Genomic DNA, 15,386 nt, shown 5'->3' with positions numbered 1-15,386 from the left:
TTGGAATCAGGACTAGAGTGAATAAGCTAGCAGTGTAAAATATTGTTTTTTTAGGCATAAATGGTTGAGACTCCAAATGGATTTATTAAGTGAACTTGGTAGTGGTTGAGTTGTTAAATTTGTCTCAAAAATAGTTGATTCTTTTGTGGTGTCAATGTGTTGTTTGTTGAAAAAACAGAATGTATTAAAAAAAATCACAACAGTCTTTTGAAATGTTGTGATTTTTTAAGGGAATGGTTATTTTTTTTTGTTTTGAGCTTCAAGCATATCCCACATTTCAGAAGGTATTTGTTCTAGCATATTAAATTCTCCGGCGCCTTGTAGCCATTCACCTCCATCAATAGTAACTACTTCTCCATTTATAAAGGAAGAGAAGTCAGAGACTAGATAAGCTGCTAAATTTGCTAACTCTTGATGTTCTCCAACGCGGCGTAGAGGGATTTTTTTGGTTAAATCGAATTTGTCTTTTAGGTCGCCTGGTAGTAATCTATCCCATGCTCCTTTAGTTGGAAACGGACCTGGGGCGATGGCGTTAAAGCGGATTCCGTATTTAGCCCATTCTACGGCTAAACTTCGTGTCATTGCTAAAACCCCTGCTTTTGCTGTGGCAGACGGTACTACATATCCAGAACCAGTCCATGCATAAGTTGTTGTTATATTTAGAACTGTTTTGTTCTTTTGATTGTTTGCTATCCAATATTTACCAAATGCTAAAGTGCAGTTTTTTGTTCCTTTTAGAACAATATCAATAATGGTGTCAAATGCGTTTGAAGATAGTCTTTCTGTTGGGGAAATGAAATTTCCTGCGGCATTATTGAGAAGTACATCAACTTGACCAAATGTTTTTATGGTTTGGTCTAGCATTGCTTCTACTTGATCATAGTGTCTTACATCGCAGGCTATTGGTAAACAGCTTCCTCCGGTTTTTTCTTCTAATTCTTTTGCAGTTGCAGTTAGTTTTTCAATATCTCTTGATGTGATTACTACTTTAGCACCTAGTTCAAGAAAGTAGGTAGACATGGATTTTCCCAAGCCACTACCTCCTCCTGTAACTACAATCACTTTGTCTGCCAGTGCGTCGTCACGAAGCATTTTTGCTGTAAAATTCATAGGAGTTCTTTTTATTGTTTATTGTAAATATAACAAAAAAGAACCCTTATGAAGATGTTTGAACGCTTGATTGTTCGAAATTTTATAAATAAAGGCGCTTAACGCGATATGTATTCTTTAACCTAGGTCGTGAAAAAAACCGAAGTTTAAAGAACTAGAATATCGAATTTATGGTCTAGCGGTTCTAACTTTAATAGTAATTTCTCAATCATATCGCTTCCGTACTCTTTGTAGAATTCCGAGAAATTCAGAGTGCGTTCTTGTAAGCTTCCGTTTGGAAAAAGTTCACTTTGGAGTAACGCCAGTCTCATAAGTGTGTCTTGATGTGATTTTTTTTCTGCTTTTAAGAGTCTTTTTTCTAAATGATTTAAACCGTTAAGTTGTTTTGTTTTCTGAGCTTTTACTGCTCCTACAAAAGATTTGTCTGTTTTATATGCAAGAGACTCCAACGCTTCAAATTGACGTTCAAGAAAGACTCTTTGTGTGCCAAAATTAAAAGTGAGTTTTGATAATTCCAACGTCTTCTGATTGATAAGTATTTCTTTTTTCAGAAATAGTTCACTCCAAGTAACGTTCATTTTTAAACGTTTTTGTTCTTGTTTTTGTGTAGCTAATAGCACTGAGTTTCTCAATAATAATATTGGAAAGGTGATTTGGTGCGTTTTAAAAACTTCTTTTAGTTCGAGCCAATATGCCAATTCACCACCGCCTCCAATATAGGATAGGTTAGGTAGGATTACTTCTTGGTATAATGGTCTAAGAATTACGTTCGGACTGAACTTTTCAGGATAGTTTTTAAGTTCTTCTATTATTTCATTTTCACTAAAAGTGATACTGGTGTTATTTACACGATATTGATTTTCTTCAAAGGTTATACGCTCTCGCAGTGAATCACTAATATAGAATAAGTTTATTTCTCGTGGATTTACTTGTATAGTGTAGTCTTTAAGTATTGAAAAACTTTTTTGAGTATCTATTATAGCGTCTTTTTTGATCAATTCATGTTTTAAATGCGGAATGAATAACTCTTTAAGAGAATGATTATCTGCATCTAGGATTACTAATCCATAAGAATTGAATAATTGGTGAGCTAGATAGCGGGTTGCATCACTTAGATTGTCGTGATTTAAATAGGCTTCTTTGAACCAGTTTTTGAGTTGTTCTGCATTTTTTCCGATCCCAATATGTGCTGCAAATGCTTCGTAAACTTGGTCTAATCCTTCTGTAGTTCTTCTTCCAACTGGACCATTTCCCTCTTGATTCCAATGTATTACTTTATTTTCTAGATGAAAATGGTTAATTTCTTCAAAGTCATGGTCTTCTGTAGCCATCCAATAAATTGGGACAAAATTAAATTCGGGGTATTGTTTTTTAAGTTGCTGACATAATTTAATTGTAGAAATTATTTTATATAAAAAATACAATGGTCCCGTGAATAAATTCAACTGATGTCCAGTTGTAATTGTAAATGTATTATTCTCTTTAAGTAATTCAATATTGGCTAAAGAATTTTCTGCATACTTTAATTTATGGTATTGACTTTTAAGTGTTTCTACAAGTATGTGTCTCGTTTCATTATTGAAATTAGATTGTTTTTCTTCAATTTGTTGTTTGAAGGATTCTAAATTTGGAAAACGATTGTATAAAGGTTGTAAAACCTTTTCTCGATTGAGATAGTCAATTATTATTTTAGAAAAATAACCAGAATTTTGAAAGGTTACACAGTCTGAAGGCATAAGAATCTTTTTTGCTAATGTAGGGATTATTCTAAAAAAAAACGAGTTTGATTTTTATAGAGTACTGCTATTTCGTTGTTAAAATCATTTGATGAAATGGTGTTTATAGATGTGTTATAAAAAAAAGTGATAAAATAAATGGAAACTAATTGGTAGTTTCTAATATAAAACTATATTTGCATTCGAAATAGAATAAAATGTATCAAATAAAAACAAATAAGGTAAAGAAACAGTACTTACGTCCGACGTCGTGAGCAATATCCTTATTTGAGAAAATCATAAAAAAAGGCTTGTCATCACGACAAGCCTTTTTTGTTTTAACACGACCTAAAAGTAACCTATGAAAGTATTAAAATTTGGTGGGACATCCGTGGGAAGTCCAGAAAGAATGAAAAAGTTGTTTTCTATTATTGAATCACAACCGAGTGAGAAGCACATCATTGTGTTGTCTGCAGTTTCAGGAACTACTAATAGTTTAGAGCAAATTGCTAAGAACTATTTGAAAGGAGACAAAGAATTAGCGATTACTCAAGTCCAAAATCTTTATGAAAAGTATCAGGTTTTTGTATCAGAGCTTTTCGTGTCAGTGGAAGGATTGAATGATGGGCAAAATTTGATAGATCATCATTTTAAATTATTGGAGGGGTTAGCTAATGACTTGTTTACTCAAGTAGAGGAACGTATTGTTTTAGCACAAGGTGAGTTGTTATCAACGGCACTTTTTCATTATTATTTAAAAGAGCAGGCTATATCATCTGTGTTGTTACCTGCTTTAGATTTTATGAGACTTGATGCTGATCAGGAACCTGATTATGAATATATGACTTCGAAATTGGGGGGTATTATGAAGCAATACAGTTCTGATACATTATTTATTACTCAAGGGTATATTTGTCGAAATAATTTTGGGGAAGTTGATAATTTAAGAAGGGGAGGTTCTGATTATACTGCTTCGTTGATAGGGGCTGTACTTCTAGCAGATGAGATACAAATTTGGACCGATATTGATGGTTTTCACAATAATGATCCGCGCTGTGTAAGTAATACAAAAGCAATAGAACAACTAAGTTTTGACGAGGCTGCGGAATTGGCTTATTTTGGAGCAAAAATCTTGCACCCTCAGAGTGTGTTTCCTGCAAAGAAATTTAATGTTCCAGTTCGTTTGTTAGATACTTTGCTTCCAGATGCTAAGGGTACATTGATTTCTGAGAGCACTCAAAGTGACGGGAAAATAGTTGCTATAGCTGCCAAAGATGGAATTACTGCTATACGTATACACTCTTCTCGAATGTTGTTGGCTTATGGTTTTTTAAGACGAGTATTTGAGGTGTTTGAACGATATAAGGTTCCAATAGATATGATTACCACTTCAGAAGTAGCGGTGTCTTTAACTATTGATGAAACGATACACTTAGAAGAGATTGTTAGAGAGTTGGAGCATTTTGGAAATGTTGATGTAGATTCAAATCATAGTATAATTTGTGTAGTCGGAGATTTTAAAACCAAAACTCATGGACATGCAACTATAGTTACGGAGGCTGTTAAACACATTCCGGTTCGAATGATTTCGTATGGAGGAAGTGAACATAACTTGTCTATATTAGTTCCAGAACAACATAAAATTGAGACATTGCGCTCTCTACATAATAGAATTTTTTAATAGAATTAGTCAATCGATGTTTACAATAGAAAATATAAAAGCTTTAGAAAAGCTTTCAACACCAGCATATGTATATGATTTGCCTTTATTGAGAAAGAATATCTCAGTGGCTTTGAACGAGTCTAAAAAATATGGTTATAAAATTCACTACGCTATCAAGGCAAATAACAATCCAAGAATTTTAGAAGAGATTCAAAAACTTGGTTTAGGAGCGGATTGTGTTAGTGGACAAGAAATAGATTTAGCAGTTAGAAGTGGATTTAAAACGAATGAAATTGTTTTTGCAGGAGTAGGTAAGACTGACAAGGAAATTCAGACAGCATTGAAGCATCAGATATTTGCTTTTAATGTTGAGTCTGTCCAAGAGTTAGAGGTAATAGGTGAGTGGGCATTGGTTCTTAAGTTGCCAGCTTCTATTGCTTTAAGAATTAATCCTAATGTAGATGCAAAGACTCATCATTATATAACAACTGGATTAGATGAGAATAAGTTCGGAGTTTTATCTCATGAGTTGGATCGTTGTTTGGAAATCATAAAGGAGAATGAATATTTAAATTTTAAAGGATTGCATTTTCACGTAGGTTCTCAGATTATGGATTTGAGTGTTTTTAGACGTTTATGTTTAAAAGTGAACGAATGGAACGAATGGTTTTATGAAAGAGGTGTAGAGGTGCCAGTATTGAATTTAGGAGGGGGATTAGGTGTTAATTATGAAAAGGCAGATGAGGAGGCAATAGCTGAATTTGAGGCTTTTTTCGCTATATTCAATCAGTTTTTAGAACCTAAAGAACATCAAGAAATCCATTTTGAATTGGGTAGGTCTTTAGTAGCTTCTTGTGGTAGTTTGTTGAGTCGTGTTTTGTATATCAAAAATGGATTGAAGAAAAACTTTGCAATACTTGATGCTGGAATGACCGAGTTATTGCGTCCAGCTTTGTATCAGGCTTTTCATAAGATAGAATGTTTGGATGAAAGGGAGTCTGATAATATGGTTTCTTATGATGTCGTAGGGCCTATTTGTGAAAGTAGTGATTGTTTTGGTAAAGAAGTTTTATTACCTGAGTTAAAAAGAGGGAGTCTTATGGCAATTAGAACTGCTGGGGCTTATGGAGAGGTGATGTCTTCTAGATATAATCTTCGTGAAGAATTGACTTTTTATTTCAAAGAATAAAGTAGAATTAATATTTAATTCGAAATACTTCGTTATTTTTGGGACACTTGAAAAATATAAATAATAAAAAGAAATAAAATGAAGTTAGGGGATATCGACGTAGCAGGTCAAATTATTGATTTGAACTTTCAATTGTTAAGAACTCAAATTCTATTAGAAGAATTGATGAAACACAATGCAGATCATTTGAAATTACCAAGTCCGGAAGCAATGAATGAAATTAATGAATTCACATTAAATTCAATCAAGAAAAAGTTTCCAAATATGAATATCGGAAAAATTGAAGATGCTCCGAAAGAGCAGGAATAAAAAAAGAGAGGTTAGTCGTTTTGATTAACCTCTCTTTACTTATAAAACACAATTTCTATTTCAAATATTTTTATAGTTTTCAGAATAAGATAGCTATTGGCATACTACGGCACTCCAATCTTGATGTCCGCGCCATTCCCAACATTGATAACTTTCCTTAATCTGAATAACTTTTAGTTTGTTGTCTTTATATTCTACTCGCATTAATACTTTGCGCGCTTTTAAAGAATCGTTTTGCATATTATCTTCCACCAATAATAAAAGGGTTGCATTCTCGTCTGACTTCATTTTCGTTACCTCGTATACATAGTCTTCATCCTTATTGGTAGTGTCTTTAGGGGCGTAAGCATTCAGAATTGCTTGTGGAGTATTTAAATTCTTACGAGCAATAGTAGCATTGATGTTTTCTAAAGTTTTAGAATCCATAGTGCGATATTCCTCTATTTCTTCATTAGGAGTGTCTATTTCCATTGATAAAGAGTCCGAGTTTATGTTTTCGGATGTAGTTGTTTTCTTGTCCGTACAGGAAATTACAAGGAAACTTACTAAAAAGCTAAAGGTTAAAAAATTCTTAATCATAACATCTTGTTTTTTAATATCGATTAAATGTAGTGAATCTTTTTTAATTAAACTAGTGTTTTTTATTGATAAAGTTTATTTTTTAACTATAAAATTAGTTTTGTTTCGATTATTTAGTTTTTGCATTTGATTTATTTTTTAATTAAGAGTTAAGTATGGTTCGATTTGTGACTTTTAATGAAGGTGTCGCTTTTTATTGACATTAATTATGTTGGAGTTTGAGTAGTCATTTTTTATTTCTACTGGTTATCAATATGTTTTTGCTAAGCATGCTGGGTATTTAGAGAATGAAAATGATGTAGCATATAATTTGCATATTGGGTATCAGTTTTAAGTACAATTCAGTAAATTTCACTTCAAAGTTTTTTGGGAGTGCTGTTCTAGCTTGAGTAAATATTAAAAAGACTTCATTGGATTATTAGACAGATTGCTGAAATTGACTAAAAACAAGAAACCCTCCAAATCGGAGGGTTTCTTGTTTTTATGATATTCAATCTAATTACATACAAAAGGCTGCAGACCATTCTTGTTGGCCACGGTTTAGTTTACATTTAAAGCTTTGTTTTACTTCAGTAATTACTGGAGTAGCTTTACTTTTATCAATAGACATAAAGGTTCTTATTGCTTGAATAGAATCATCCATTACTCCATCTTCAATAATCTCCATAACAATGTGTTTGTTGTCTTCAATTACAATTCTTTTTTGATAACTGTAATTTCCTTCTGCTTCATTGTCTTTTGGGAAAAAACGTTCGAAAATGGCGTTATGGTCTGTGATTTTTTCTTCACCAATTATTTTATTCATCTCATCAATTTTATCTTGAGTGTATATTTTATATTCCTCAACCTCTGAAGATTCTGAATTAGTTTTCTCAATTGTCGGTTGCTCTTCTGTTTCAACAGTTGCCTTTGGTGTGTTTTCTTTGCAAGAAACCAACGTTAATGTTAGCAATGCGCTTAAAAGAATTGTTTTTTTCATAATAGTAATTTTTATTAAATATAATGAAAATATTAAATTCCGATTTCGAATTGCATTCTAAAGTACCAATTGTTTTTAGTTGCGCCGTTGTGGAATTGAAGTTCATCAAAGGTTAATTCTGATTGAATCTTAAATGTGTGCTCCCAAAAATACTTAGTAACTCCTATGCTATATTGATTTGTGTTAGGTAGATTTTTTTCAAAAAGTTTGTCATTCATTCTTTGATTTGAAAACCTTCCTATAACCTCGTAATTACTTGGGAAAATGTAACTTAATTGATAATCCATCCCGCTACCAGCGAAAACATAATTAAAGTCTGAATTAATGTCGTTTGGGTTTTGATAAGCGATAGGGTCATCACTCATGCGATTCATGTATGAAGCCATAGCTGCCCAACCATTGTATTTACCTATGAAGTCAACCAATAGACCATCGAAGTTTTTATCTTGGTAAAGTTGGTCTCCCAATTGCCCTTGACTTTGTTTCGCATTATTATTGTGATAATAAGTAGCTGAGAACATTGTTTTTAAGCTGCTTTCTCTTGCTAAGTCTCCTTCATAGTAGGCTCCACCTTTAGAGAATGTACCCATAGGAAATAATTCTACTCTACCTGTAAGAGCATAGCTGTCAGTTGCTTTACCAGTCCAGTTTCTTCCTTGACCACTACTTACCGCAGTTTTGATGTTGTAGGAGAATTTGTCTTTAAATTCATGTAAATAATAAGCTTGTACTCCGAAGTCTCGGTCAATATTAAATTTTGCATTGTTTATTGAACGATCGGTTAATTGCAAAGCTCCCGAAGAATTGATTCGCTGTCTGTTTCCTGGTAGTTTCGTTTGTCCAAAAGTGAAACTCCAATGTTTATTGGGTTGGTATATTAAAGCTGCGTCACGAATAATATTTAGGTTTTTACCTTCTTCAACTGCTCCTACATCTCCAGGGGCAAAAGAAAGTTGCAATACATATAGAAAATGTGGGTTCCCTACGTATCCGTCTAAACGCAATCTTAAACGACGTATGTGAGCATCATATTTAGTGTCTTCTCCATCTTCTCCATAAACGGTTACTCTATTTTGCATTCTGAATCGAATGTTTAATTGAAAGATGCTGTCTGCTGATGTCATCCCTAATCCTTTCCCATAACTGTAGTAAGGAAGTGAGGCTAGTTTTAAATCGTTCTCTTTTTCAGAAGCTTTAAAAATTTGAGCTTGTGATGTTCCTGCAACGAGGAAGAGTAATGCTAAAAAAATGTTTTTCATTTATATCTGTGTTGAAAAGTGCAAAACTAATCTTATTTTTGCAGTTCATGAATAGAGTGGGTTATTAGAACTTCTCTAGAATGTTATCTTAACGTTAAGAATAAAACAAAATTATGAATTTATCATATATAGCCTATCATTTTAATGTAGAGCCAAGAGAATTAGGAACAGAAATATTAATTGCCGAATTGGGAGAGAAGGCTTTTGAAAGTTTTCAAGAAACGGAAACAGGTGTTAGTGCTTTTGTTCAAAAAGAATTGTGGAGTGCTGATATTTTGGAGGATATTCAATTGCTTCAATCAGAGCATTTTATAGTTACTTATAGAAAAGAAGAAATTGAACAGATTAATTGGAATGAAGAGTGGGAGAAAAACTTTAGTCCAATTGATGTTGATGGCGTATGCTTTATTCGAGCTCCTTTTCATGAAAAGACAGATGCAGAATATGATATAGTTATTGAGCCAAAGATGAGCTTTGGGACAGGGCATCATGAGACTACTTTTATGATGACTCGTCATATATTGCAAAATGAGATGAAAGATAAGGTGGTGTTGGATATGGGGTGTGGTACTGCTATATTAGCTATCCTTGCGTCTATGAGAGGAGCATCAAGTGTAGATGCTATTGATATTGATAATTGGTGTTATTTAAATTCTGTCGAAAATGCAGAGCGAAACAATTGTCTTAACATACAAGTGTTTGAAGGAGACGCAAATATGCTTTCCAAAGAGCCTAAGTATGATGTTATTCTTGCAAATATTAACAGAAACATACTAATTAAAGATATGAAGTCTTATGGAGATTGCTTAAAAAGCGGTGGTGAGATTTATTTTAGTGGGTTTTATGTCGAAGATTTTTTACATATCCAAAAAGCTGCTGAGGCTCAGGGCTTATCATATGTAAATCAATTAGAAAAAAATAATTGGTTATCTTTGAAGTTTATAAAAGCATAGTAAAAAAACAAGGAAAATGAGTACGCAGGAAAAAGTTTTAGAAGAGTTAGATATATCGGAATTAATTAGTGGTCAAAGTGAAATTATCCTTTATAATGATGATGTAAATACTTTTGATCATGTTATTGATACTTTAATAGAGGTGTGTGATCATACGAATGAGCAAGCAGAGCAATGTGCTATGTTGGTTCATTATACTGGGAAATGTACGGTGAAAACGGGTGAGTATGAAAAACTAAAACCTATGTGCTCAAAATTGTTAGACAGAGGTTTAAGTGCTGAAATTATGTAGATTCGTAAGAATTGTAAATCTTTATATAATAAAAAAGGCTATCTGTTTGAGATAGCCTTTTTTATTATAGGATTCTATTATAGTTTATTCATATTTCCTGCTAAAGCTTGAATGAAGTTTCCAATTGGACCTTTTACCATCATAGCCATCATAGGATTGAAGTTTCCTTCAAAATGTAATTGTATTTCAGAGTTAGTGTCATCAATAGGATTGATGTCGCCAATAAGTGTAAACGGAAGCTTATCACTAGCTGCGCCTAAAACAACTTTAGTAGGTGCTACTTGTTCTTTTTGTATCAGTTTAATTTCAGGCATTCCTTTTAAAGCAAATACAAACGAATTCTCATCAATTACTTCAAATTTTGCAATTGAATCTGGCATTAGTTTTTCAAAGTTTTTTACATCTGTAAGTGCTTCGAACATATAATTAGCAGATTTTGCTACTTGTATTTTAGAACTTTCTAATTTCATATTTTTTACTTTTAAAAGGTTATTGATTCCATACAGATGGATTCTCACGCCATTCTTGTAGCGTTTCTAAATCTGAATCTGAAATGTATTTTTTTGACACTGCACTTTCTAGAAGAGTAGGGTAATTGCTTAAAGTCATTAATTCTACTCCAGCATTTTTAAAGTTTTCAGTAGCTATGTCAAAACCATAGGTAAAAATCGCAGCCATTCCAATTACTTCAGCTCCTTGTTCTTTAAGGGCTTCAACAGCTTGTAAACTACTTTTACCCGTGCTGATTAAGTCTTCAATTACAATTACTTTCTTTCCAGCGTCTAATTGACCTTCTATTTGGTTTTGTCTTCCGTGTTTTTTAGGTTCTGGACGTACATATACAAAAGGTAAATTCATAGCTTCTGCAACTAAAAGACCAATTCCAATTGCTCCTGTTGCCACACCTGCGATTACATCTGGTTTACCGTATTTCTCGATAATGTTAACTGCAAATTCTTCTTGAATAAATCGACGAATTTCTGGATAGGAAAGCGTAATCCTATTGTCACAATAGATTGGAGATTTCCAACCCGATGCCCAAGTAAAAGGATTTTTTGGATTTAATTTAATTGCGTTAATTTGTAAAAGCAATTCAGCCGTTTTTTGTGCTGTTTCTTTATTAAAAATCATAATACAAATGTATAAAGTTTTTGTAAACGACAAACCTCTGTTTCTAACGAATAAAATTGAAAAGGAAACCGACTTTCAATTGTTTTTATTAGATAGTGTCGATATCGACAAAATTATCATTAAATACTTTCAAAATAAAATCCAAAAGGCTTTTTTGTACCATCCGAATGAAAAAGAGATATTAAAAAAGATAAAAGAAAAGATTCCTGTGCAAAAAGCTGGGGGTGGATTGGTTTATAATTCGAAAGGAGAGGTCTTGTTTATTTTTAGAAACGGAAAATGGGATTTACCTAAAGGAGGTATTGAGAGGGATGAGATTATTGAGGATACAGCTATTCGCGAAGTAGAAGAAGAAACTGGGGTTACGGGTCTGAAAATTGAACGTAAACTCCAAAAGACCTATCATATTTTTAAGCGCAATGGAAAGTATAAGTTAAAAATAACCCATTGGTTTGAAATGGTAACTGATTTCGATGGAGAAATGGTGGGGCAGTTAGAAGAAGGTATTGAAAAGGTGGTATGGTTGAATAAAGAGCAAATACCTGAGGTTTTGGAAAATTCCTATGAAAATATTCGATTACTAATTGAAGAATCGGGAGTGTTGTAGTTGTATTGAATGAATTGTAAAAAGGTCATAATAGTTTTTATTGTTATGGCTTTTTTTGTTAAATATTGTTTATTGAAATTTCATTTTTATGATTAATTGAGTGGCTTCGTGGTTGATTGTGTGTTTTTATTTGCTAGTTGAATTATTTGTGATTAATATTGCAATGTTAAAACTAAAGTTATGAAAAGAAAGTTTTTGTCCTTTTTAGGGGTTGCTGTAATGGCATTAGGTGTTATTTCTTGTGGGAGCGATGATAATTCATCTGATAAGGGGAATAATAAGTTGGTAGGTAAGTGGACTATCATGGAAGAGTTAGCGCTTGATGCTAAAGGTAATGTTGTGGAAACAGATATGTATGATAATGGAGCATGTCCATTGGATGTATCTGAATTTTTAGTAGGTGGTTTTTATCAGGATACTTATTATAATTATAGCGAAGTGGCAAGTGATTGTAAGTCTGAAGTTGAAGATGGGACTTGGAAAGTAGAAGGTGATAAATTGAAATTAGGTTTTGTAGAGGGAGCTCTTAACGTTGAAGCTGTATTTACGATTAAAGAATTAAGTGATAATACTCTTCTAGTTGATAGACCTATGACTAGGGATGAAGCTGAAGATTATGAGTTAAACGTCGTGACTATTAGACAAGTGTTTAAGAAAGTTAAGTAATATTATAGCACCAAAGAATTAAAATATATCAAAAAAAAAGTGGTTATTCAATAAAATGAATAACCTTTTTTTTTGATGTATTAGAGCTACGGATATGGTGGAGTTAACATAAGATTATTGTAGGGGCTTTATCATTTTGTTGATTGATAAAAGATTACTTGATTTTTTTTATTACTTTTAAATACATGACTTATCGCTTTTAGATGGAAAGGGAGGTTCTGTTAAACTAAAAATATTTAAATTTTATAGATATGAAAAAAGTAATGATTGTAGCAGTTATAGCTGCTTTTGGATTGGTTTCCTGCAAGGATAATAATAATAAAGCATTAGAAGAAACTCCTCAAGTTGCAACAGAGCAAGTACAAAAACAAGCGAAAGAAACTAAGCATGAAATAGTTTCATTGGTTCACTCAGTAGCTAGTAGTGGTATTTTAGATAGTTATTTTGATATAAAAGAGGCATTACAAGAAGATGATGCAATAGAGGCTAAAAAAGAAACAGTGAACCTTTTGAGGGAGTTGGATGCTTTTAAATCGGAGAATGCAGAAGCAAGTGCCCTTGTGAAAGAAATGAAGAGGGAAGCAGAAGGAATGCTTAAAGAGGATTTAAAGGAGCAAAGAGCGCACTTTGAGCCTTTGAGTCATCAAGTTAAACAATTTATAAATATAGTAGGTTCTGACCGCGTGGTTTATGAACAATACTGTCCTATGTATAATGAAAATAAAGGGGGGATGTGGTTAAGTGATGAAGAGGAGTTGCTAAATCCTTTATTTGGAAATATGATGCTGAGATGTGGTGCTACGAAGTTAGAAATGCAGCCTTAAATCTATAAGATTATTTAAACCATTAAGCTTTGGCACGAAGCTTGTTTAGGATTGTTTTAGAAAAATTAAAAAAAGAAAATGATGAAGAAAGTTTTAGCATTAGCAGTTTTATTTATGGGAACAATTTCAGGTGTTATGGCACAGACCATAACTAAAGTAGATGTGTCTATTTTTCCTAAACCAGAAAATGGATATAAACAAGTAGTGATTGAAGTTCCTCATTCTGATTTAGACTCTAGTAAGAAAATAGAGTTTAAAGTTGGAAAGTGGATGGAAGTAGATGGTTGTAACTATTTTAATCTAATGGGAACTTTAGAGGAAAAAGATTTAAGTGGTTGGGGGTATACTTATTATACTTTCGAAACTAAAGGAGAGGTTACTTCTACTATGATGGCATGTCCAGATTCCGAGAAAAGAAATCTTTTTGTTACTGCATTGCCACAATTAACTCGTTACAATGGTAAAATGCCTATAGTTATTTATGTTCCAGAAGGGTATGATGTTACATATTCTATCTATAAAACAGATGGAGAGGAATATAAAGCTTTGGAAGTAAGAAATAGAAAATAGTAGTAATTGGTTTTATAATGTAAAAACGCCTCTTCATCCATAAATGAAGAGGCGTTTTTTATTGTTTTATTTGGTTCGAACTGATTCAGGAACGAGTTGAGTATAGTCTCCTTTATTTCGAATTACATCTCTCACGATGCTAGAACTAATAAAGGAAGTGCTGGCAGCGGTTAAGAGAAAAACAGTTTCAATTTTGGTTAATAAGCGGTTGGTATGAGCAATGGCTTTTTCGAATTCAAAGTCAGCTGGGTTTCTAAGTCCTCTTAATATAAATTCAGCATCATTTTCTATACAAAAATCTGTTGTTAGACCAGTGTAGGTTGCAACTCGGATTTTTGGTTCGTCTTTAAACGCATCTTCAATAAACTTTTTACGTGTCTCTAAAGGAAACATATATTTTTTATCTGCATTAATACCTATTGCAACAATTATTTCATCGAATAATGGAAGCGATCTAAGAATGATGTCGTAATGACCGTTGGTTATAGGGTCGAAGGACCCTGGAAATACAGCTCTTCTCATTTATCTTACTGGTTTATTTAATGCTAATTCTAAGGCGTTTTCGAATAAATCAGGTAATGAAATATTAGCTTCTTTTGCTTGTTGAGGTAGTATGCTTTCTCTTGTAAGACCGGGAACAGTGTTCATTTCTAACAAAAACGGAGTTTCTCCTACTATAATAAATTCACTTCTTGAAAACCCTTCCATTTTGAGTATGGTGTAAATGCGTTTTGCTATAGCGCTTATTTTATCAGCCATTTCTTCTGATATTCTAGCAGGTGTAATTTCCTGTGATTTACCTAGATATTTAGCTTCATAATCAAAAAAGTCGTTTTCTGATACTATTTCGGTTATAGGTAATACTAAAATGTCACCTTTATAATTGATAACACCAACAGAAACCTCTGTTCCATCTAAAAAGCTTTCAATTAAGATTTCGTCGTCTTCCTTATAAGCTGTTTCTATTGCTTTTAGTAATTCGTCAGAATCTTTTACTTTGGAGATACCAAAACTAGATCCCGATTTGTTTGGTTTTACAAAACAAGGAAGTCCTACTCTTTGAATAATATCTTCTGTTATTATTTCATCTCCTTGATTGAGATAGTATGATATAGCTGTTTTTATTCCATAAGGTTTTAAAACAGATAGCATATCGCGTTTGTTCATTGTTAACGCAGCTTGGTAATAACCACACGAAGATTGAGGTATGTGTAATAATGATAAATAAGCTTGCATTAAACCATCTTCTCCTGGAGTTCCATGAATAGCGTTAAAGACTACGTCAAACGTGATTTTTTTACCTTGAACTTCTACAGAAAAGTCGTTTTTATCAATAGGGTATTCATTGTTGTTTTCGTCAACATATACCCATTTGTCTTTAAGAATATGGATTTTATATGGATTGTATTTAGTTTTATCAAGGGTGTCGTAAACTACTTGTCCACTTATTAAAGAAATTTCTACTTCGCTAGAATAACCTCCCATAATTATTGCAACCTGTTTCATATAATTCGCGGTTTTAATCGTAAATAAACAATGT

18 protein-coding genes are annotated in these 15,386 nt (G+C 32.8%); 9 read left to right on the top strand and 9 right to left on the bottom strand.

Annotated elements, in window-relative coordinates:
- Positions 1-237: 237 nt before the first annotated feature.
- A complete protein-coding gene (locus BM024_RS12405; RefSeq protein WP_090680946.1) occupies positions 238-1,110 on the bottom strand; it encodes an SDR family oxidoreductase in 873 nt (290 codons plus the stop codon).
- Between the two features lie 146 nt (positions 1,111-1,256).
- On the bottom strand, positions 1,257-2,846 hold the full coding sequence (gene bshC, locus BM024_RS12400; RefSeq protein WP_090680943.1) for a bacillithiol biosynthesis cysteine-adding enzyme BshC: 1,590 nt from the start codon (positions 2,844-2,846) through the stop codon (positions 1,257-1,259).
- 340 nt (positions 2,847-3,186) lie between these two features.
- Between bshC and BM024_RS12395 the strand changes: the two genes are divergently transcribed.
- The 3 genes from BM024_RS12395 to BM024_RS12385 all read left to right on the top strand — a co-directional run bounded on the left by BM024_RS12395 (position 3,187) and on the right by BM024_RS12385 (position 5,986).
- Entirely contained in the window at positions 3,187-4,506 is a 1,320-nt protein-coding gene (locus BM024_RS12395) for an aspartate kinase (RefSeq protein ID WP_090680941.1), read from the top strand.
- A 16-nt stretch (positions 4,507-4,522) separates the two neighbouring features.
- Positions 4,523-5,677, top strand: coding sequence for a diaminopimelate decarboxylase (gene lysA, locus BM024_RS12390; protein ID WP_090680938.1), 1,155 nt, complete (start codon positions 4,523-4,525; stop codon positions 5,675-5,677).
- Between the two features lie 78 nt (positions 5,678-5,755).
- Positions 5,756-5,986, top strand: coding sequence for a hypothetical protein (locus tag BM024_RS12385; RefSeq protein WP_090680935.1), 231 nt, complete (start codon positions 5,756-5,758; stop codon positions 5,984-5,986).
- A gap of 93 nt (positions 5,987-6,079) precedes the next feature.
- On the opposite strand, the gene BM024_RS12380 is transcribed toward BM024_RS12385, so the two are convergent.
- The 3 genes from BM024_RS12380 to BM024_RS12370 all read right to left on the bottom strand — a co-directional run bounded on the left by BM024_RS12380 (position 6,080) and on the right by BM024_RS12370 (position 8,803).
- Positions 6,080-6,565, bottom strand: a complete 486-nt coding sequence (locus BM024_RS12380; RefSeq protein ID WP_143077775.1) for a hypothetical protein — start codon at positions 6,563-6,565, stop codon at positions 6,080-6,082.
- Positions 6,566-7,064: 499 nt separating this feature from the next.
- Positions 7,065-7,544 (bottom strand): hypothetical protein, encoded by a 480-nt coding sequence (locus tag BM024_RS12375; protein ID WP_090680929.1) that lies wholly within the window; start codon positions 7,542-7,544, stop codon positions 7,065-7,067.
- 32 nt (positions 7,545-7,576) lie between these two features.
- The gene (locus tag BM024_RS12370) at positions 7,577-8,803 is read right to left on the bottom strand and encodes a porin (RefSeq protein WP_090680926.1); all 1,227 of its coding nucleotides are present in this window, start codon (positions 8,801-8,803) and stop codon (positions 7,577-7,579) included.
- Positions 8,804-8,916: 113 nt separating this feature from the next.
- On the opposite strand from BM024_RS12370, the gene prmA reads away from it, so the two are divergent.
- A complete protein-coding gene (gene prmA / locus BM024_RS12365; protein WP_090680925.1) occupies positions 8,917-9,756 on the top strand; it encodes a 50S ribosomal protein L11 methyltransferase in 840 nt (279 codons plus the stop codon).
- Between the two features lie 16 nt (positions 9,757-9,772).
- Positions 9,773-10,048, top strand: coding sequence for an ATP-dependent Clp protease adaptor ClpS (locus BM024_RS12360; RefSeq protein ID WP_090680922.1), 276 nt, complete (start codon positions 9,773-9,775; stop codon positions 10,046-10,048).
- Positions 10,049-10,125: 77 nt separating this feature from the next.
- Here the strand turns inward: BM024_RS12360 and BM024_RS12355 are convergent, their stop codons facing one another.
- Positions 10,126-10,518 carry an orotate phosphoribosyltransferase gene (locus BM024_RS12355; RefSeq protein WP_090680919.1) on the bottom strand — a complete coding sequence of 131 codons (393 nt, stop codon included), beginning with the start codon at positions 10,516-10,518 and terminating at the stop codon, positions 10,126-10,128.
- Positions 10,519-10,537: 19 nt separating this feature from the next.
- Positions 10,538-11,179 (bottom strand): orotate phosphoribosyltransferase, encoded by a 642-nt coding sequence (gene pyrE, locus BM024_RS12350; protein WP_090680916.1) that lies wholly within the window; start codon positions 11,177-11,179, stop codon positions 10,538-10,540.
- A 7-nt stretch (positions 11,180-11,186) separates the two neighbouring features.
- Here pyrE and BM024_RS12345 point away from each other — a divergent pair, with 7 nt between their 5' ends.
- The 4 genes from BM024_RS12345 to BM024_RS12330 all read left to right on the top strand — a co-directional run bounded on the left by BM024_RS12345 (position 11,187) and on the right by BM024_RS12330 (position 13,846).
- Entirely contained in the window at positions 11,187-11,786 is a 600-nt protein-coding gene (locus tag BM024_RS12345) for an NUDIX hydrolase (protein WP_090680914.1), read from the top strand.
- Positions 11,787-11,966: 180 nt separating this feature from the next.
- The gene (locus tag BM024_RS12340; protein WP_090680912.1) at positions 11,967-12,452 is read left to right on the top strand and encodes a lipocalin-like domain-containing protein; all 486 of its coding nucleotides are present in this window, start codon (positions 11,967-11,969) and stop codon (positions 12,450-12,452) included.
- Between the two features lie 251 nt (positions 12,453-12,703).
- Positions 12,704-13,276, top strand: a complete 573-nt coding sequence (locus tag BM024_RS12335) for a DUF3347 domain-containing protein (RefSeq protein ID WP_090680909.1) — start codon at positions 12,704-12,706, stop codon at positions 13,274-13,276.
- Positions 13,277-13,354: 78 nt separating this feature from the next.
- On the top strand, positions 13,355-13,846 hold the full coding sequence (locus BM024_RS12330) for an ecotin family protein (RefSeq protein WP_245753889.1): 492 nt from the start codon (positions 13,355-13,357) through the stop codon (positions 13,844-13,846).
- Between the two features lie 66 nt (positions 13,847-13,912).
- On the opposite strand, the gene coaD is transcribed toward BM024_RS12330, so the two are convergent.
- Entirely contained in the window at positions 13,913-14,368 is a 456-nt protein-coding gene (gene coaD, locus BM024_RS12325) for a pantetheine-phosphate adenylyltransferase (RefSeq protein WP_090680903.1), read from the bottom strand.
- On the bottom strand, positions 14,369-15,352 hold the full coding sequence (locus tag BM024_RS12320; protein ID WP_090680900.1) for a D-alanine--D-alanine ligase: 984 nt from the start codon (positions 15,350-15,352) through the stop codon (positions 14,369-14,371).
- Positions 15,353-15,386: the final 34 nt, after the last annotated feature.

It is taken from the genome of Myroides guanonis (assembly GCF_900114085.1).
Classification (GTDB): Bacteria; Bacteroidota; Bacteroidia; order Flavobacteriales; family Flavobacteriaceae; genus Flavobacterium; species Flavobacterium guanonis.
Note: the sequence above shows the minus strand (reverse complement) of the source record. Positions and strands in the feature narration are given on the sequence as shown.